This window comes from Paraglaciecola marina (assembly GCF_004360155.1).
Taxonomy (GTDB): domain Bacteria; phylum Pseudomonadota; class Gammaproteobacteria; order Enterobacterales; family Alteromonadaceae; genus Paraglaciecola; species Paraglaciecola marina.
On record NZ_ML178721.1, the window covers coordinates 251,224 to 268,484 of the forward strand.

Here is a 17,261-nt window from a genome sequence, read left to right on the forward strand (position 1 = left end):
AAGCTTAAATTTTTAACTACATTGACCAATTTGGATTTAACCAACAATGAGTGATTACAAACATACCCTGAATTTGCCTGAAACAGATTTTCCAATGCGTGGAGGGTTAGCTCAGCGCGAGCCAAAAATGCTCAAGCAATGGACAGAAAAAAAATTATATCAGCAAATTCGAGAAGCCAAAAAAGGAAATACTCCCTTTATATTGCATGATGGCCCTCCATACGCAAATGGTGATATTCATATTGGTCATGCGGTAAATAAAATATTAAAAGACATTATTGTCAAGTCTAAGACTTTATCTGATTTTGACGCACCTTATGTGCCTGGTTGGGATTGTCATGGTTTGCCTATTGAGTTAATGGTTGAGAAAAAAGTAGGTAAGCCAGGTAAAAAAGTGACGGCAGCCGAATTTCGACAAAAATGTCGTGACTATGCGGAAAAGCAAATAGCTGGTCAGAAAGCTGACTTCATTCGCCTTGGTGTATTGGGTGAATGGGATAAACCGTATAAAACCATGGACTTCACATCTGAAGCTAACATTATCCGTGAGCTAGGGCTTATCGTGCGTTCAGGCCATTTAGAGAAAGGCTTTAAACCTGTGCATTGGTGCACCGATTGCGGTTCAGCGCTAGCAGAAGCCGAAGTTGAGTATCAAGATAAGAACTCTCCTTCTATAGACGTAAAGTTTAAAGCAGTCGATACAAATGCAATAAGTGGTCTGTTTGGAAGTTCAAATGGCGAAGGAAGCGTATCTCTTGTTATTTGGACAACTACTCCTTGGACTATGCCAGCTAACAGAGCTGTGTGTGTTCACCCTGAGCTAGAATATAGCTTGATTCAAGTGGTTGATGAGAAAGGTCCCGAGCAATTAATTGTAGCTACTGATTTGGTCGCTGATTGTATGCAGCGCTTTGGTTTTGAAAAATATGAGACGCTGGGTTTATGTCAAGGAAAAGCTTTAGAGCTTCAACAGCTTAACCATGCTTTTTACGACTTTACCGTACCTGTGATTTTAGGTGACCACGTCACTACTGAGTCTGGTACTGGCTGTGTACACACCGCTCCAGGCCATGGTGTTGATGACTTTAATGTTGGTAAAAATTATGACTTAGAAGTCGCTAACCCTGTTGGAGCAAATGGTGTATACCTAGAGGGTACCGAGTTGTTTGCTGGAGAGCATGTATTTAAAGCTAATGATCATGTAGTCGAAGTGTTGAAAGAGCATGGCGCGTTATTACATCATCATGTCTACAATCATAGCTATCCTCATTGCTGGCGTCATAAAACCCCTATTATCTTCCGTGCGACCCCACAATGGTTTGTGAGCATGGATAAAAATGGCTTACGTGAAGAGTCTATTAAAGAAATACATAATACTCAGTGGATCCCTGAATGGGGAGAAAGCCGTATTGAAACTATGGTAGCTGGACGCCCTGATTGGTGTATCTCTCGTCAACGTACTTGGGGCGTACCCATTGCATTATTTGTGCACAAAGACACGGGTGACTTGCATCCTCGTACAGATGAACTAATTGAACATGTTGCAAAGTTGGTTGAGAAAAAGGGTATACAAGCTTGGTGGGATATAGACACTGAAGAGCTACTTGGAGAAGACGCTGAAACTTTCGTTAAAGTACCCGATACCCTAGATGTATGGTTTGACTCAGGTGTAACACACTACTTTGTTGTTGACGCCAGAGATGACATCCCTGCATCTGCAGATTTGTATTTAGAGGGGTCAGACCAACATAGAGGTTGGTTTATGTCTTCACTGATGACATCTGTTGCCACAAAAGGTAAGGCCCCCTATAAACAAGTGTTAACACATGGTTTTACAGTTGATGGTGACGGTAAAAAAATGTCTAAATCTCTTGGTAATACTATTGCTCCACAGCATGTTACTGGAAAATTAGGGGCTGATATTTTACGTTTGTGGGTAGCCTCGACTGATTATCGTAGTGAGATTGCTGTCTCTGATGAAATTTTAAATCGTTCTGCAGATGCTTATCGCCGTATCCGCAATACCGCTCGCTTTTTATTAGCTAACTTAAACGGCTTTGACCCTAAGAAAGATTTGGTTGCCATTGAAGATATGGTTGAGTTAGATAAGTGGGTTATGGGTAGAGTGCACGATATTCAACAAGATATTATTGGCGCTTACGAAAAGTATGACATGCTAGTTGTTACTCAAAAATTAATGCAATTTTGTTCAATAGAGTTAGGTAGCTTCTATTTAGATATCATTAAAGATAGACAGTATACAGCTAAGAGTGATAGCCATGCTCGTCGTTCATGTCAGAGCGCTTTGTATCATATTATTGAAGCCCTAGTTCGCTGGATGGCTCCAATTACTAGTTTTACTGCTCAAGAGTTATGGCAAGAAATGCCTTGGCAACAGGATGAGTTTGTATTTACTGGAAAATGGTATGAAGGCTTACAGCAAGTTAAGCTCGACAGTGAGTTTGATAACGCTTTTTGGCAGCAAGTCTTAATGGTTAAAAATGAAGTTAACCGTTGTATTGAGGCCACGCGTAAAGAAGGTAATATTAAAGGGTCGTTACAGGCAGAAGTTACTTTATATGTTACCAGCGATTTATTTGCGGCTCTTAGTAAGTTAGAAGATGAATTACGCTTTGTCTTAATTACCTCTGGTGCAAGTGTAGTTGAAGTGAGTGAGGCTCCTACAGGGGGATCTGAGACTGAATTACAAGGTCTGTGGGTGGATGTAGCTGTATCTAGTGCAGAAAAGTGCAGTCGCTGTTGGCATCACAGAGAAGATGTGGGCCAAAATGCAGACCACCCAGAGCTTTGTCTTCGTTGTGTAGATAATGTGGAAGGGGATGGTGAAAAACGCTCATATGCTTAATTTGTTTACACAAACAGGCTGGCGATTTTTATGGATCTCAGTTTTGGTAATTGGCTTAGATCAATTCACCAAAGCGTTAGTATTAAAAAATATTGAGTTATATCAGGCGATTCAGATTTTACCTTTTTTTAACTTAACTCACGTCTATAACTATGGTGCTGCTTTTAGCTTTTTGCATGATGCAAATGGCTGGCAGCGTTGGTTTTTTACAGTGATAGCTTTCACGGTCAGTGGCTTTGTTCTTTGGTGGTTAAAACAAACTACTAAGCCACAAATAATGGTTCCAGTGGCTTTTAGTCTAATTATAGGTGGTGCTCTAGGGAATGCCTACGACCGTTTGATATTGGGGTATGTGGTGGATTTTTTAGTGCTGTATTATCAGCAATGGCAGTGGCCTGCTTTTAATGTAGCCGATAGTGCAATATGCTTTGGCGCTCTGTTATTGCTTATTGATATGTTTAAGAATAAAGAGGAAAAACATGACTGATCTAGGCAACAATGCCATTACTCAAGGTAGCGAAGTAGTGCTACATTTTGACTTGAAATTAGCTGATGGTTCGGCCGCTGATAGTACCAGAGTTAACGATAAACCTGCAAAACTAGTGATGGGAGATGGCAATTTAACAGCTAATTTCGAAGCCTGTTTATTAGGATTGAATACTGGTGATAAGAAATCTTTTACTTTAGAAGCTAACGACGCTTTTGGCCAACCGAACCCAGACAATATACATCATTTAGAGCGCAGTAAATTTAGCGCTGATACACCTGCTGAAGAGGGTATGATTATCGCTTTTACCCAACCAGATGGAAGCGAACTGCCAGGTATTGTTAGGGAAGTGACTGGTGACTCAGTGACAGTTGATTTTAATCACCCATTAGCAGGACAAGTCATCACTTTTGATGTGGAAATATTGTCGGTTAATTAAACGTTTTTGAGTTGACACTCACTTTTTTGATTATTTATTGAGGAATACAAATGCACATTCATTTGGCAAATCCAAGAGGATTTTGCGCTGGTGTTGATAGAGCGATAACTATAGTTGAGCGCGCCCTAGAAATGTTCCCTGCTCCTATTTTTGTGCGCCACGAAGTGGTCCACAATAAATTTGTAGTTGATGGTTTAAAAGAGCGCGGTGCTGTATTTGTGGATGAATTGTCAGAAGTGCCAGATGATTGTATTGTTATTTTTTCTGCTCATGGTGTATCTCAAGCAGTTAGGATTGAAGCTGACTCTAGAGGCTTAAAAGTATTTGATGCAACTTGCCCTCTAGTAACAAAAGTACATATGGAAGTGATGAGAGCCAGCCAGAAAGGTATTGAATGTATCTTAATTGGTCATCATGGCCACCCAGAAGTAGAGGGTACTATGGGGCAATATGCTAATGCTGAAGGTGGGATTTACTTAGTCGAGTCTGCCGTTGATGTGGCTGATTTGAGGGTTAAAAATGAAGCTGAATTGTATTATTGTAGTCAAACCACTTTGTCTGTAGACGATACAGCTGATGTTATTGACGCTTTACGAGCGAAATTCCCCGCGATTCAGGGACCACGAAAAGATGATATCTGTTATGCGACGCAAAATCGGCAAGATTCGGTTCGAGAGTTGGCATCTGATTGTGATTTATTGTTGGTGGTTGGTGCTCAAAATAGTTCTAACTCTAACCGTTTAAGAGAGTTAGCTGAAAAAATTGGTGCCAAAGCTCATTTAATTGCAGACGCAAACTGTATTCAGAAAGAATGGCTAGAAAACTCTGAGAATATTGGTATTACTGCAGGAGCTTCTGCTCCAGAGGTCTTAGTACAAGGAGTAGTCGATAGACTAAAAGAGTGGGGAGCCACAAGTGCTACCGAAAGAGCTGGTCGTGAAGAGAACATCGAATTTGCCGTGCCAAAAGAGTTAAGAGTGAAACAAATAACCTAATAGAATTAGTCTTTTTAAAAGCATTCCTTGGGTGTTTTTAGCATTGATTGGTCAATACTAATATTTATACATTGGGTATCTTCGACTTGGCCGTTAATGGCTGTAGCGGTCAGTGTATATGCTGTAGCTGATTCATTACTGACACTAAACTTATAATACTCACTGACAGGCAAGCTTAGCTCTGTTGTTGATGCGTAGCTAATATTCTCCAATCTGAACGCTTCTTGTTGAATCTTTAATTGTAACAACTGTGTGACGCCATCTCCTCTCCTAGATATTAGTATCTGGTTGTTAAAAGAGGGGTAAGCGAATATTGCCATTACGCCAATAATAACAACCACAAACATTAATTCTAGTAAGGTCATACCCTTTATTGAAATCTCTGAGGGACTTACATCGGTTGAGCTTTTTCTTTGCTTAAGTGACATTTCCGTTCCTTAGTTATGCCTTTTTCAAAAATTGAACTACTGTTTATTTAATGGAATGAATAAATTATAGGCTTATTTTTTGTAAGCACTAAGTACGGACGCTTGTTATGTTTAAATATCAAGGTTTAACACTTCTCGAACTTCTAGTTACGATTTCAATACTTGCCTTATTAGTGACACTTGGGGTACCAAGTATCAATAGTGCTCAAAAGACATTGCAGTTAAAAGGAGCTGCTGAAACCTCCTATTTTGCTTTTCAAAAAGCTCGCTCGTTTGCCATTGCTAAAGGTGTAGATATCTCCATTTCTTTTAGAGAAGGGGATGATTGGTGTGTCGCCTTGAGTACAGTCGGAGAGTGTGATTGCCTAATCACTAAGCAGTGTTTGGTTGATGATATCGATTATTCAGTCAATGCTAGTGATTATGGGTTTATTTCAATGCAGCAACTTAAGTTTGGAAAGTTGCAACTCACTACTTTTGATGCTGCCAGAGGGCTGTCTATGGGTCATGCGGGGTCACTGGTTTTTTCAGATGGTCTCAATGAACTAAAACTTATCTTAAGCAATATGGGGAGAGTACGAATATGTTCTGTCAATAATGCCTGGGGAGGGTATGCAAAATGTTAAGTCAAAAATCTAAACAAAATGGCAATAGCTTAGTTGAGTTAATGATCTCTATTGGTTTAGGGTTTGCGTCGATGACAGCAATGTCATCTCTAGTTGGGCATGGTATTGCGTTAAATAGTCAATTAATGACCAAATCTAGGTTGAATGCAGAAATAAATGCAGTATTGGCCGTGGTAAGCCAAGATTTGGGAAGGGCTGGTTATCAAGCTTTTACGAAAGAGTTATTAGACGATCCAACCGCATTTATTAACCCTTTCCACAAATCAGTGGCTTTGTCTGAGTACGATAATGAGTCAGCTAATAGTTGTATTACCTTTGCCTATGACAGAAATAAAAATGGGAAATTAGATGTCATAAATACAAACGAAAATTATGGCTACCGACTAAGAAACAATGCTATAGAAATGAGAGTTGATGGCCTTGGATGTGATAAAGGTGGCTGGCAAGACCTCACCGATTCTACACTTATTAAGGTAAACACACTGAGTTTCGAAACAAGTAAAATTGATGATAAGAATATTGAACAAACTAGGGTAACCATCCAATTGGAGGCTGAGCTACTTAGCGATCCAGATCTCTCTCGCACTGCTGCACTAAGTGTCAGTATTAAAAATTATGATTAGTTGCTCAACATCAAAAGCCTTATGTGGCTTAAGGCTGCAGCGTGGAGCAATTGTGTTATTAACAGTTACCTTGTTACTTGTCATTGTAAGCCTGGTAACACTCTATACGGGCAAGATTCAAAATTTTGAACATAAAATTGTTGTTAATGAACAAAGTCAAATATTAGCAAAAGCGAAATCAGAGGAAGGCCTACAAAGAGTCATAGCTCTGTTAAATGCAGATAAAGGTCTCATTAAAACAATATCAAATACAGCAATAATTTCAGATGGGTTTATAGCTGTTTATGGAGCAGTAGAAACAATATCTAATAATAGAATATTGGTTAGTTTGACTTCCTATGGTTCTTCTCCAGATGGCTTAGCTTCCGCACAAACGCAACAGCAAGTTTTAATTTACCCATTAATGTTCAATGGTCTTATTTCACCAATTCTAGTGCAGGGAGGGGTAGTAAATGAAGGTGAAATTGAGATTGTAGCTAATCCGGATGGATTAGGAGTAGGCAAGCCTTTAAGTATTTGGTCTGATTTACCCATTGACTTTACGTCCAGCGATCATCATTCATGCTTAAAAAATGAATTTGATCAGGGGACATGTAGTACTTCGACTCTTTCAGATTACCTAATGCAAACTAGTGATCTAGCTGAATCTTCGATGACTTTTCCACTTAGTTTGTCGGAGTATCTTTTTAATATCGAAACAACAGACTTGTCTGAACTAAAATCAGAAGCGAAATTTGTTTTTTCTGGGTGTGAGCAACTTACAGATACAAGCTACGGCTTTATATGGATAGAGGGGGATTGTGAAGTAGATTTCAATATCAAAGTAGGTAGCCCTTCAGAACCTGTTGTATTGGTTGTAATGGATGGCGACATTAATTTATTGGATGATGCAATTGTATATGGCCTTGTGTGCTCTTTTCGTTCAAATTACACAGCTCTGAGTTTATCGGTGAATATGCATTCAGGGGCATTTATAAGTGGAGGGCTTGCATCTAACTATGCTCTGGGAATCCATAATACCATTATTCGTGTTGTTTATGATGCTCAGGTTGCAAATGCATTAGTTAGTTTAGATAGTTTGCAAATGTTAGCTAAAGTCCCTGGTAGTTGGAGCAACTTTTAGAGTACCTACTATGTTCAATCAAAAGGGATTTTCATTGGTAGAAGTACTGGTTGCGTCACTTGTCATTGTTATAGGGGTGACAGGCTATGTCACATTGCAAAGTCAATATGTGGTTGCCAACTCTAATTTAAGTTTACGAAGTATAGCGGTTCGGCTAGCAGCAGATAAACTTTCTGATCTTCAATTTTTTGAGCAACTAGATGGCTCAAGTTTCAGTTATGCGATAATAGGTGACAATACCGGTGGTAGCATACCGTTTGGAGACAGAGATATTATTTTATCAGCTAATAATGTGGCACAGACTCATTCCTTTACTATTAGCTGGCAGGTAAGTGAATACTTTTATATTGATAGTGATTTTGACGGCCTGTGCGATATGTGGGTGAAAAGTGGTGACCTAGGCTACCCAGATCCTGAGCCTCAGTATTCAGACATGAAATCTATCAATGTAACTATAGAGTGGACGGACTTGGGCGGATCTCAAAAAATATTTTTACTGTCTGGAGTAGTAATCCCTATTGCAATGGGAAATAGCTTTCAAGCTTTATACAGAGCTTCAAGCTCAACTTCAGTTCCATAGCTCATTAAGTGAGAAAATCCCCCCTTCTTTGCTATGTTTATTACTTAAGATAAATTTTGGTTAAATCAAATTTTATACCTTTAGACGACACCTCATAACTTAAATTTAAAAATATTAGATAACATAGTTTAAGTAAGACCGGGTATGCATGCCTTTTATTTTAATTTGAGAGTGGACTGTGAAAAACAAACAAGCGACAAATTCAAAACATGCTCAATATGGGCTTGGTATGATCGAAGTGCTAGTGACTTTGTTCATATTATCTGTTGGCTTGTTAGGTGTGGCATATTTGCAGTTTGTTGGCTCTTTTACTAATTCAGAAGCGTTGAGCCGCTCCCAATCTGTATTAGTTGCTCAACAATTAACAGAGAGATTGCGGGCCAATGCTACGTTTTCTGCGGTAGGAAATGGGTTGATTGTTGACAATACCTATTTCGATGAAGATATCTACAATTTTGAGACCTTGAGCTGTACCTCTGGTCTTCCCCATGAGTGTTACTGTCTTGAGCGGCCATCAGCTATTCCAAACTGCAATGATAATACTTGTACAGAAGCTGAAGTAGCTGAGTTTGATGGATATGAAGTTTCATGTTCTGCTGTAGCAGCTAATCCAGATTTAGAGATATCTTTAAGCTGTGAAGATAATGACAATGGTGATGCGGTCGCATGTAGTGTGGGCTCTAAACATATAGTGAAATTAACTTGGCCTGTTGAAAACTGGCAAAACATTGAGCGCACGGTTAATAGTGACTGTAATGCCAACAAAAGTACTCCGCATGATTGTGTCTTGATAGAGGTGACATTGTGATGGGGAGACGTAAGCAATCGGGTTTTACTTTAATTGAGTTAATGATTGCTCTTGTTCTCGGCTTAATTATATCTTCATCTATTATTCAAGTAATGGTAAGCAATAATATGACAGAGCGTTTAAATAGGGCTATAGGCTCTGCTCAAGAGAATGGTCGTTTTATTATTTCTAGGATGCGAAATGAGTTATTGATGACGGGGCGTTATGACACCTTACAACCCAACCTCAACACTGACGTTGATACGATCGTTGAATCTGCTTTTGTGTTAAATAATCCAGTGCCTGTGGTTGGAGATTTTACAAATGCAGCAACAAAAGGTTCGATTGAAGGAGCAAATGGATCCAATGACATTCTAATGGTTGGCTTTCAAGGGTTAGAAGACTGTCATGGAAATAAGCATAGTTATCTAGCTGATGAAGAATTTTATGTTGTTAACGAATATTTCGTTGAGGACGCTACTTTAAAATGCCGGGGATACGACGGCAGAGTTTTAAGAGGCCTGAAAGGGTCAGTATCGACAAATGATCCCTATGCTATTTTAGATGACGTTTACAGCTTTCAAGTACAATATGGCATCACAGATACTTTAGCCTCACAAGATAATTCAGCACGGCCTGTTAAGTTCATTGACGCTGACACATTAGCAGCGGAAAAAGCCGCAGGCGCGCAAGTTGTTGCTATTCGCTTAGCCATTTTGTTGAAAGCCGACTCAGAAGTGTTAATCGATCCCGTTCCTTTCTTCAAATTATTTAATGAAGATTCAATCCAACCTTCAGAGCAAAGGCTTTATAAACAATTTGAAACCACTATCACCTTGCGTAATAGCAAAAACTTTATTCGAAGTAGAAATATATGAATTATTTATCCCTTAAAAAACAGTCTGGCATGGTCATGGTTTTTGCTCTTTTAATATTAATGAGTATGACCATTTTGGGCGTTTCTTCAGTTTCAAGCAGTTTAATGCAGAGTAAAATGGCTTCATCTATGCAAAGTCGCTCTCTAGCCTTTGATGCAGCAGAATCTGCCATCGCTGGCGTTATGTTTGAGTCAGAAGATGAAGTTATTCTCAGTGATGATGATTTAAATGACCCTCTCTCAGAGGCTCGGTCTGGGGTACCTCTTGATTTAGAAATTCAAGAATTGAGTTGTTTTGAAGATGCCACATGGACAAATAGAAGCCTCACAAAAGATGGCTTAACTCAAGGCCAACAACATGTTGCTCAAGGTAATTACTCTGATTCTCCTAATGTAAATAGTTGGTCTAGGGCTGCCTTTGTAAGGGAGCAACCTTGTGTTGGCTCTAGCAATGTCATAGGTGGCAGTAACATTAGTTGCCATGTATTTATAGTCAAAGGATGTGGGCAGCTAGAAGACAGTAATTATGCAGTGGCAAATTCTGTAAACGCATCTGTTTTTGCTCCGGCAACTAACTAAGTGGAAAACAATATGACCTTTAATAAAATATTCAGAGTTGTGTTGTTAACATGCTCATTATGCTCTTTTATAACCCTAGCGGATGACTTAGAAATTTATTTAGGTACCGCCGGAAGTGAGGTTACTTACGACCCAAATGTTTTGTTTATAATGGATACGTCGGGCAGTATGACTGGTAAAGATGGAACCACTGAAACTAGGATGTTGCGGGTTCAGAATGCCCTTAAAGAAACCCTTAACTCAGTGACGAATATTAATGCTGGTTTAATGCGTTTTTCAGATTACGGCGGACCGGTTTTATATCCGGTTAGACCTATTGATGATCCTGTATCTCCTGAAATAATTACGTCAATCATACAAGGCACTGATGATGCTTATGAGTTATCCTCATATGTTGATACAAGCAATGACACTTTAAAAATGTCTGAAGGCTTAAACAAAGTTACTTTGGGTTTAAGATTCCAAGCTCTTAATATCCCTACTGGTGCAACCATTACCAATGCTTATATTCGATTTAATTCTGAAAATTTTGATAGTAGTGCCACTAATCTAACATTCAGCGGAGAACTGACTGGAGATTCAACGACCTTTACTGCAGCAAACAATGATATCTCTAATCGTACAAAAACCAGTAGTTCAGTTTTATGGGAAAATGACAATGACTGGCCCGTTTCAGGTGAAACCACTTCAAGTCCAGACTTGAGCAGTGTGATTCAAGAAATTGTAAATCAGTCTGATTGGTGCGGAGGTAACTCTTTAAATATTATTGTGGAAGGGGAAGGTCTTACTTCAAGTAGTGCAAGATTATCAACTGCTTTTGAAGAAGGGAATGGTCTAGGGCCTCAGTTAGTGGTGATCTACGACGACGACACGGCAACAGGTTGTGTAAAAGGGAGCTTAAGCTATCAAGTGGCTTCACAAGATAATAACGCTGAAGAGCGTAATGATGGTTATGAGTCAACAGGAACCGAGCTTACATTTAAATCAAGTTCCAACGCATATGCTGCAGTTCGCTTTAATAATGTAGCTCTGCCACAAGGAGCGACTATTTCGAATGCCTACCTTGAGTTCACGGCTTATCAAACTAGCTCTTCAACTACTGCAAGTTTCAATATATCCGGTGCAGATGAGGACGACCCTAGTAGCTTTCAGAGCTACTCTAGGTACCTTTTAAAAAATAAAAGTAAAACGGCACCGGTAGCTTGGACAAATATTTCAAAGTGGACAAAAAATTATAGCTATCAGAGCCCTTCTGTTGCCTCAATTGTCGAAACTATTGTAAGCCGTTCAGGCTGGGAGTCTGGCAATGACATGGTGTTTATTTTTTCTGACTTCGTTGGTACTCGAGGTGGGTATACCTACAATGGGAAACCTTCTGGCACAGTTCGTTTAATTATAGAATATGAAGGGACTGCTACACCGGGAAGTACCTCTACTGTAAGAGAATATCTAATTAGTCAGGTAGACTCACTTGCCGCCAGTGGTTTCACTCCAATCGTCGATACCTTATATGAGGCGGCTAGTTATTACGGTGGCTTAGATGTTTATTATGGTTTAACCCGAGGCCAAAGTAGCGTTTCTACAACTGTGAGGAAAAATACTAGGGTAAGTCACCGTCTTTCATACATTGGTAGTGACTCAGTTTTACCTAATGGATGTAGTGAAGATAACCTCAGTAGTAGTGATTGTGTAAATGAGTATATTCCTAGTGGCGCTAAATACATCAGCCCAGTAGTTGATAAAGTATGTCAAACTAATAATCACATTGTATTGCTGTCAGACGGTGTAGCTAACTACAATCACAGTGTGGGTGAAATTGAGTCCTTATTAGGACAGTCATGCTCTGGTAGTGGCGGTGAAGAGTGTGGGGTCGACCTTGTAAAGAACATTGGTGACGGCGATGACTCTAAAATTGAAACCAGAGTGTTCACCCATACGATTGGTTTTGCTGCTAGTAACACTGCAAATGACTTTTTGAGTGACCTTGCATTGTATGGCAATGGGGATTTTTATACAGCTGATAACACTGAAGATTTGGTCACTGTTTTTCAATCCATTTTAAAGACTGTAAAAGATGTTAATGCTACCTTCGTTTCGCCAGGTGTAGCTGTTAACCAACTGAATAGGCTGACACATAATGATGAATTGTATTTTGCTTTGTTTAAGCCGGCAGAAGGATCTTTATGGCCAGGTAATGTAAAACGTTATCGCTTAGATGGCTCAGATATACTCGATAAAAATGGCTTGAATGCCGTTGATAGTGTCACAGGCTTTTTCAACGATAGTGCACATAGTTATTGGTCAGTATTAGAAGATGGTAATGATGTACGTGAAGGTGGTACGGCTGCACAAATGGACCTACCAAGAAATGTATATACCTTTGAAGATACCGGTACCATAGTTAAAACTACTAATGTGCTAGATGAAGATAATAGCGATATTACTATTGATGATTTGGCTGTAGCAACAACGGCAGATCCAGAGGAAACCCGTGAAGTATTATTGAAGTGGGCTAGGGGAGTTGATGTCAAAGACGATGACAATGACGGTAGCGCTACTGACGCTCGTTTATCTATGGGCGACCCTATTCATTCTCAGCCTGTAATTGTCAACTACTCTACAACTGAAAGTGCAGTGTTAGTGGCGACTAATCATGGGTTTTTACACTCATTTGATCCTGATACAGGTGAAGAAAATTTTGCCGTTATCCCCAAAGAATTATTAATAAACTTGTATGACCTATACCAAGACTCATCAACGTTTAGTCATATATATGGCTTAGATGGTGACATGGTATTACGTACAGAAGGTTCAAATATATATTTGTATGTTGGAATGCGTCGTGGTGGTGACAATTACTATGCGTTCGATATCACAAACAAAACCTCACCAAAGCTACTATTCAAAATTGATGGTGGGGTTGGCGACTTTGCTAATTTAGGTCAAACCTGGTCTAAACCTACTGTGACTCAAATTAAAGTTGGATCGGCAACAAAGAATGTTTTGATATTTGGTGGTGGCTACGACGAAGACCAAGACAGTAAAGCAGTACGAAGTGCTGATTCAGTTGGTAATTCTGTATTTATAGTCGATGCTGATAGCGGTGATTTGATTTGGTCAGCAGGCAAGCAAGACGCCGACTTAATCTTAGATGATATGCAGTATAGTATCCCTGCTAGAATTTCTGTTATTGATAGAAACAACGATGGATTGGCTGATCATATGTATGTGGTCGATACTGGTGGACAGTTATTTAGACTGGATATTATGAACGGTGAGTCGGTAAGTGATTTAGTTAGTGGTAGCTTACTTGCAGACTTTGGTGGCGATACTGAAGAAGACAATAGGCGCTTCTACTATGGTCCTGATGTAGCTGAAATTAATATTAGCTCAGATTTATATTACGCGGTTACCCTGGGGTCTGGTTACCGAGCTCACCCATTAGATGATGTTATTAATGACCATTTTTACATGGTAAAAGATACAGGGATTTTTAATTTTGATGAAGATGGATATTATACTTATCCAAATGCAGCTTTTGGATTAAGTGATTTATATGATGCAACAGATCACTTGCTTACCTCCTCAGACTCAGCAGCACAGCAATTGGCTACAGATGAGTTTTCGGAATTAGATGGTTGGTATATACGATTAGACACGGGTGGAGAGAAGGTATTAGCGTCTCCATTGATACTCGATTACCAAGTAATCTTTACAACTTATTTACCCGCTACCGCTAGTGAAAGTTCATGTGCACCACCAACAGGTAACAGCAGAGCATATTTAGTTGAGCTCATTAATGGTAACGCAGTAGTCGACCTCAATGATGATATGTATACAGAACATGAAGATAGGTATGCACTGCTGAAGCAAACAGGTATCGCTCCAGAAACAAAAATTTTAATAGAAGATATTATAAACCCCGTTATTTGTTTAGGTACTGAGTGTGCATCCACTGTGATTGAGCTAGACGAAGATGGTAATCAAGTTGAGTGTGGTTCAGATTTCGAGTGCCTTGCAGAAAATATATATAGCAACTTTGAAAGAGTGCAACAAAGTAGCTGGAAAACAGAGACAGAAAGAGAGTGATTAATAAAATGAGATTAAATAATAAACAAAAATACAAAGGTTTTACCCTAGTAGAGCTGATGATTACAGTCGCAATTGTTGGGATCATTACAGCCATTGCATTTCCAAGTTATCAAGGCTTTATAAAAAGCACCAACCGAGGTGCAGCACAAGCTGATTTAATGAGTTTAGCATCAGCTCTTGAAAGGCATAAAGCAGCAGCATTTACCTACAAAGCGGCGGCAGAGTCATCTGCTGATACAGGCAAGCCAGAGATTTTTCATCAACATTCACCATCTAATGAACCCTACGATGACCGTCAGTATGACTTATATATCAGTGAAGCAAGTGGCAGTGCATATGTTATTGAAGCTCGACCTGTTACAGGTAGCCTTCAGGCTTCAGATGGCAAGCTTGCCTTTTATAGTGATGGCAGGAGAGCGTGGGACGAAAACAACAATGGTAGTATTGGTAGCGATGAATATTGTTGGAATTGCTAACTTACAAAAGTACTAAATTTTAGCTGTGGATAGCTTTAACGCGACCCACAGCGCCATCTTCTAGTTTAACTTTTATTCCATGGGGGTGTTGTGGAGAATTTGTTAATATTCTTGCTACATAACCTTCTGTTAACTTGCCACTGCTTTGGTCTTGTTTCAATACAATAGATACCATTTCACCTATTTTTATATTTGCACGTTCATTACCTTCCATTGATATACCCCTTTAATCGTCACTTGTTTTATCTTTAAATTCACACAGGTCTTCTATGATACAACTGCCACAGCGCGGTTTACGAGCAACACAGGTATAGCGACCGTGAAGAATAAGCCAGTGGTGCACATCGACTTTGAATTCAGCTGGAACTACTTTTAGTAGCTTTTGTTCAACTAAATCAACATTTTTGCCCATAGCGAATTTAGTACGGTTAGATACTCTAAATATATGTGTATCTACCGCAATGGTAGGCCAGCCAAAAGCTGTGTTCAGAACGACATTAGCAGTTTTGCGTCCTACACCGGGTAGAGCCTCTAGGGCTTCTCGGCTCTCTGGCACTTCACCATTATGCAAGTCTACAAGCATTTGGCAGGTTTTCATGGTGTTCACTGCTTTGGTGTTAAATAAGCCAATAGTTTTTATATAGGACTTTAAGCCCTCTAGCCCGAGATCTAATATGGCTTGAGGAGTATTGGCAATCGGGTATAGCTTATCTGTTGCTTTATTTACCCCAACATCGGTAGCTTGTGCCGATAAAAGCACAGCTATAAGTAGTTCGAAAGGGGTGCTGAAATTGAGCTCTGTTGTAGGGTGAGGATTGGCATCTCGCAAGCGAGTTAATATTTCTAGGCGTTTTTGTGTATTCATGTTTTGGTCTTTATTTAGCTGCTTTTCTTCTAGCTTTCTGTAGTCACTCTAGCCCGTTCGACTACTTTTGATTTTTTGTTAGCTGCAAAAATGTTTTCCATGTGATTATCGAGCACATTTTTTAAGGCGATCAACAACCCCATACCCAAGAATGCTCCTGGTGGCAAAATAGCCAATAAAAAAGGACTATCTGTTTCAAACACGGTAATTTTTAAGCTGGTGGCCCAATCACCTAAAAGTAGATTCGCCCCATCAAATAAAGTACCGTAACCCAATAGCTCACGAAACCCACCCAATAATATTAATACCAAAGTAAACCCCATCCCCATCATGAAACCGTCAAAAGCTGACTTTCCTATGGTATTTTTAGAAGCATAGGCCTCCGCTCGGCCAATAATGGCGCAGTTTGTCACGATAAGTGGGATAAATATGCCTAAAGCTTGATATAACTTAAAGGTGTATGCGTTCATTAAGAGTTGCACTATGGTTACAAATGCAGCAATGATCATCACAAAAATAGGGATTCGAATTTCGCTTGGGACCCAGTTTCGTATAATGGATACACAAGTATTTGAGCCAATTAACACTAAGGTTGTTGCTAGGCCCAAACCCAATCCGTTGGTTAGCGTAGCTGTAACCGCTAGTAATGGACATAGGCCAAGTAATTGCACCAAGGCTGGGTTGTTTTTCCAAAGACCTTGCCAAGTTAACTCTTTAAGCTCATTCATCGTTAGAAACCTTTTGACTGGCTTGCTGGGTAATTGAGCAGCCATTTACCTCGCTTGAAATATCTACTTGATTAGCGAGGTAATATTCGATGCTCTTTTTAACTGCATTAACAACTGCTCTTGGGGAGATAGTCGCTCCTGTAAATTGATCGAATTGACCACCATCTTTTTTAACAGCCCAATTTGACAGTAAGGCGTCTGAATAGATTTTGTCATTAAAAGATAATACCCAGTCATTTATTCGTAAATCTATTTTATCACCTAAACCAGGGGTTTCTTTGTGTTTGATTACGCGAACGCCAGTTACCATAGCTTCACCTGGGACTGATGCTGTTTTTACGCCGACCAATAACTCTATTTTTCCGCTATATCCATCAGGTGCAGTAGTCTCAATGGCTACTGCGGTAGGCTCACCTTTTAATGTTGCTCGATAAATGTGCTTTGGTAACTTATCACCGAGTAAAGGCGCTGAATTTACAATAACGCAATCAAACTGAATTTGGTTATCATATGAGCTTTTGTCTATTACTGCATTTAACGTATCTAATAATTTCTTTTGTTTTTGAGCCGCTATTTGTTCTACTGTTCCAAAATAAGTAATTGATATTAATGCCGTGGTGACAAGGGCGAAGACGGCTAAAATAATGCCATTTTTCCCCATAGAATCCTTGATAGTCGTGGGTGTTTCTG

At 39.5% G+C, this 17,261-nt stretch carries 18 protein-coding genes; 13 read left to right on the top strand and 5 right to left on the bottom strand.

Features of this window, described 5'->3' with window-relative positions; all coding sequences use genetic code 11:
- Window positions 1–46: 46 nt before the first annotated feature.
- The 4 genes from ileS to ispH are packed head-to-tail and all read left to right on the top strand — an operon-like array spanning window position 47 to window position 4,787.
- The gene (gene ileS / locus EOK74_RS03140; RefSeq protein WP_133468449.1) at window positions 47–2,866 is read left to right on the top strand and encodes an isoleucine--tRNA ligase; all 2,820 of its coding nucleotides are present in this window, start codon (window positions 47–49) and stop codon (window positions 2,864–2,866) included.
- Window positions 2,859–3,353 carry a signal peptidase II gene (gene lspA / locus EOK74_RS03145; protein ID WP_133468450.1) on the top strand — a complete coding sequence of 165 codons (495 nt, stop codon included), beginning with the start codon at window positions 2,859–2,861 and terminating at the stop codon, window positions 3,351–3,353. Before ileS ends, lspA begins: the two co-directional genes overlap by 8 nt.
- The gene (gene fkpB, locus EOK74_RS03150; RefSeq protein ID WP_133468451.1) at window positions 3,346–3,792 is read left to right on the top strand and encodes an FKBP-type peptidyl-prolyl cis-trans isomerase; all 447 of its coding nucleotides are present in this window, start codon (window positions 3,346–3,348) and stop codon (window positions 3,790–3,792) included. The genes lspA and fkpB overlap by 8 nt, the downstream gene beginning before the upstream one ends.
- Window positions 3,793–3,842: 50 nt before the next feature.
- A complete protein-coding gene (ispH, locus tag EOK74_RS03155) occupies window positions 3,843–4,787 on the top strand; it encodes a 4-hydroxy-3-methylbut-2-enyl diphosphate reductase (protein WP_133468452.1) in 945 nt (314 codons plus the stop codon).
- Between the two features lie 14 nt (window positions 4,788–4,801).
- Here the strand turns inward: ispH and EOK74_RS03160 are convergent, their stop codons facing one another.
- Entirely contained in the window at window positions 4,802–5,215 is a 414-nt protein-coding gene (locus EOK74_RS03160) for a type IV pilin protein (protein WP_133468453.1), read from the bottom strand.
- A 107-nt stretch (window positions 5,216–5,322) separates the two neighbouring features.
- On the opposite strand from EOK74_RS03160, the gene EOK74_RS03165 reads away from it, so the two are divergent.
- From EOK74_RS03165 to EOK74_RS03205, 9 genes are all read left to right on the top strand, one after another.
- A complete protein-coding gene (locus EOK74_RS03165; RefSeq protein WP_133468454.1) occupies window positions 5,323–5,841 on the top strand; it encodes a prepilin-type N-terminal cleavage/methylation domain-containing protein in 519 nt (172 codons plus the stop codon).
- Window positions 5,835–6,464 (top strand): prepilin peptidase dependent protein B, encoded by a 630-nt coding sequence (locus tag EOK74_RS03170; RefSeq protein ID WP_133468455.1) that lies wholly within the window; start codon window positions 5,835–5,837, stop codon window positions 6,462–6,464. The genes EOK74_RS03165 and EOK74_RS03170 overlap by 7 nt, the downstream gene beginning before the upstream one ends.
- Window positions 6,465–6,516: 52 nt before the next feature.
- A complete protein-coding gene (locus EOK74_RS03175) occupies window positions 6,517–7,587 on the top strand; it encodes a hypothetical protein (RefSeq protein WP_133468456.1) in 1,071 nt (356 codons plus the stop codon).
- 10 nt (window positions 7,588–7,597) lie between these two features.
- The gene (locus tag EOK74_RS03180; protein WP_133468457.1) at window positions 7,598–8,167 is read left to right on the top strand and encodes a type IV pilus modification PilV family protein; all 570 of its coding nucleotides are present in this window, start codon (window positions 7,598–7,600) and stop codon (window positions 8,165–8,167) included.
- 178 nt (window positions 8,168–8,345) lie between these two features.
- Entirely contained in the window at window positions 8,346–8,975 is a 630-nt protein-coding gene (locus EOK74_RS03185; RefSeq protein WP_275404651.1) for a prepilin-type N-terminal cleavage/methylation domain-containing protein, read from the top strand.
- Complete coding sequence (locus EOK74_RS03190; RefSeq protein ID WP_133468458.1) at window positions 8,975–9,832, top strand: PilW family protein; 858 nt, start codon at window positions 8,975–8,977, stop codon at window positions 9,830–9,832. Before EOK74_RS03185 ends, EOK74_RS03190 begins: the two co-directional genes overlap by 1 nt.
- On the top strand, window positions 9,829–10,410 hold the full coding sequence (locus EOK74_RS03195) for a pilus assembly PilX family protein (RefSeq protein ID WP_133468459.1): 582 nt from the start codon (window positions 9,829–9,831) through the stop codon (window positions 10,408–10,410). Before EOK74_RS03190 ends, EOK74_RS03195 begins: the two co-directional genes overlap by 4 nt.
- Before the next feature lie 12 nt (window positions 10,411–10,422).
- Entirely contained in the window at window positions 10,423–14,499 is a 4,077-nt protein-coding gene (locus tag EOK74_RS03200; protein WP_133468460.1) for a PilC/PilY family type IV pilus protein, read from the top strand.
- Between the two features lie 8 nt (window positions 14,500–14,507).
- Entirely contained in the window at window positions 14,508–14,978 is a 471-nt protein-coding gene (locus tag EOK74_RS03205; protein ID WP_133468461.1) for a type IV pilin protein, read from the top strand.
- A 19-nt stretch (window positions 14,979–14,997) separates the two neighbouring features.
- Here the strand turns inward: EOK74_RS03205 and EOK74_RS03210 are convergent, their stop codons facing one another.
- Genes EOK74_RS03210 through rsxG form a run of 4 tightly spaced genes read right to left on the bottom strand, consistent with a single transcriptional unit; the run spans window position 14,998 to window position 17,244 of the window.
- On the bottom strand, window positions 14,998–15,192 hold the full coding sequence (locus EOK74_RS03210; RefSeq protein ID WP_133468462.1) for a YwbE family protein: 195 nt from the start codon (window positions 15,190–15,192) through the stop codon (window positions 14,998–15,000).
- Window positions 15,193–15,204: 12 nt separating this feature from the next.
- Window positions 15,205–15,843 carry an endonuclease III gene (nth, locus tag EOK74_RS03215; protein WP_133468463.1) on the bottom strand — a complete coding sequence of 213 codons (639 nt, stop codon included), beginning with the start codon at window positions 15,841–15,843 and terminating at the stop codon, window positions 15,205–15,207.
- Window positions 15,844–15,872: 29 nt separating this feature from the next.
- Window positions 15,873–16,571, bottom strand: a complete 699-nt coding sequence (locus tag EOK74_RS03220; protein WP_133468464.1) for an electron transport complex subunit E — start codon at window positions 16,569–16,571, stop codon at window positions 15,873–15,875.
- Window positions 16,564–17,244 (bottom strand): electron transport complex subunit RsxG, encoded by a 681-nt coding sequence (gene rsxG, locus EOK74_RS03225; protein ID WP_205964485.1) that lies wholly within the window; start codon window positions 17,242–17,244, stop codon window positions 16,564–16,566. Before rsxG ends, EOK74_RS03220 begins: the two co-directional genes overlap by 8 nt.
- Window positions 17,245–17,261: the final 17 nt, after the last annotated feature.

Coding starts and splice junctions, on each gene's coding strand:
- ileS (WP_133468449.1), top strand. CDS start 47: ATGAGTGATTACAAACATACCCTGAATTTGCCTGAAACAGATTTTCCA.
- lspA (WP_133468450.1), top strand. CDS start 2,859: ATGCTTAATTTGTTTACACAAACAGGCTGGCGATTTTTATGGATCTCA.
- fkpB (WP_133468451.1), top strand. CDS start 3,346: ATGACTGATCTAGGCAACAATGCCATTACTCAAGGTAGCGAAGTAGTG.
- ispH (WP_133468452.1), top strand. CDS start 3,843: ATGCACATTCATTTGGCAAATCCAAGAGGATTTTGCGCTGGTGTTGAT.
- EOK74_RS03160 (WP_133468453.1), bottom strand. CDS start 5,215: ATGTCACTTAAGCAAAGAAAAAGCTCAACCGATGTAAGTCCCTCAGAG.
- EOK74_RS03165 (WP_133468454.1), top strand. CDS start 5,323: ATGTTTAAATATCAAGGTTTAACACTTCTCGAACTTCTAGTTACGATT.
- EOK74_RS03170 (WP_133468455.1), top strand. CDS start 5,835: ATGTTAAGTCAAAAATCTAAACAAAATGGCAATAGCTTAGTTGAGTTA.
- EOK74_RS03180 (WP_133468457.1), top strand. CDS start 7,598: ATGTTCAATCAAAAGGGATTTTCATTGGTAGAAGTACTGGTTGCGTCA.
- EOK74_RS03190 (WP_133468458.1), top strand. CDS start 8,975: ATGGGGAGACGTAAGCAATCGGGTTTTACTTTAATTGAGTTAATGATT.
- EOK74_RS03195 (WP_133468459.1), top strand. CDS start 9,829: ATGAATTATTTATCCCTTAAAAAACAGTCTGGCATGGTCATGGTTTTT.
- EOK74_RS03200 (WP_133468460.1), top strand. CDS start 10,423: ATGACCTTTAATAAAATATTCAGAGTTGTGTTGTTAACATGCTCATTA.
- EOK74_RS03205 (WP_133468461.1), top strand. CDS start 14,508: ATGAGATTAAATAATAAACAAAAATACAAAGGTTTTACCCTAGTAGAG.
- EOK74_RS03210 (WP_133468462.1), bottom strand. CDS start 15,192: ATGGAAGGTAATGAACGTGCAAATATAAAAATAGGTGAAATGGTATCT.
- nth (WP_133468463.1), bottom strand. CDS start 15,843: ATGAATACACAAAAACGCCTAGAAATATTAACTCGCTTGCGAGATGCC.
- EOK74_RS03220 (WP_133468464.1), bottom strand. CDS start 16,571: ATGAATGAGCTTAAAGAGTTAACTTGGCAAGGTCTTTGGAAAAACAAC.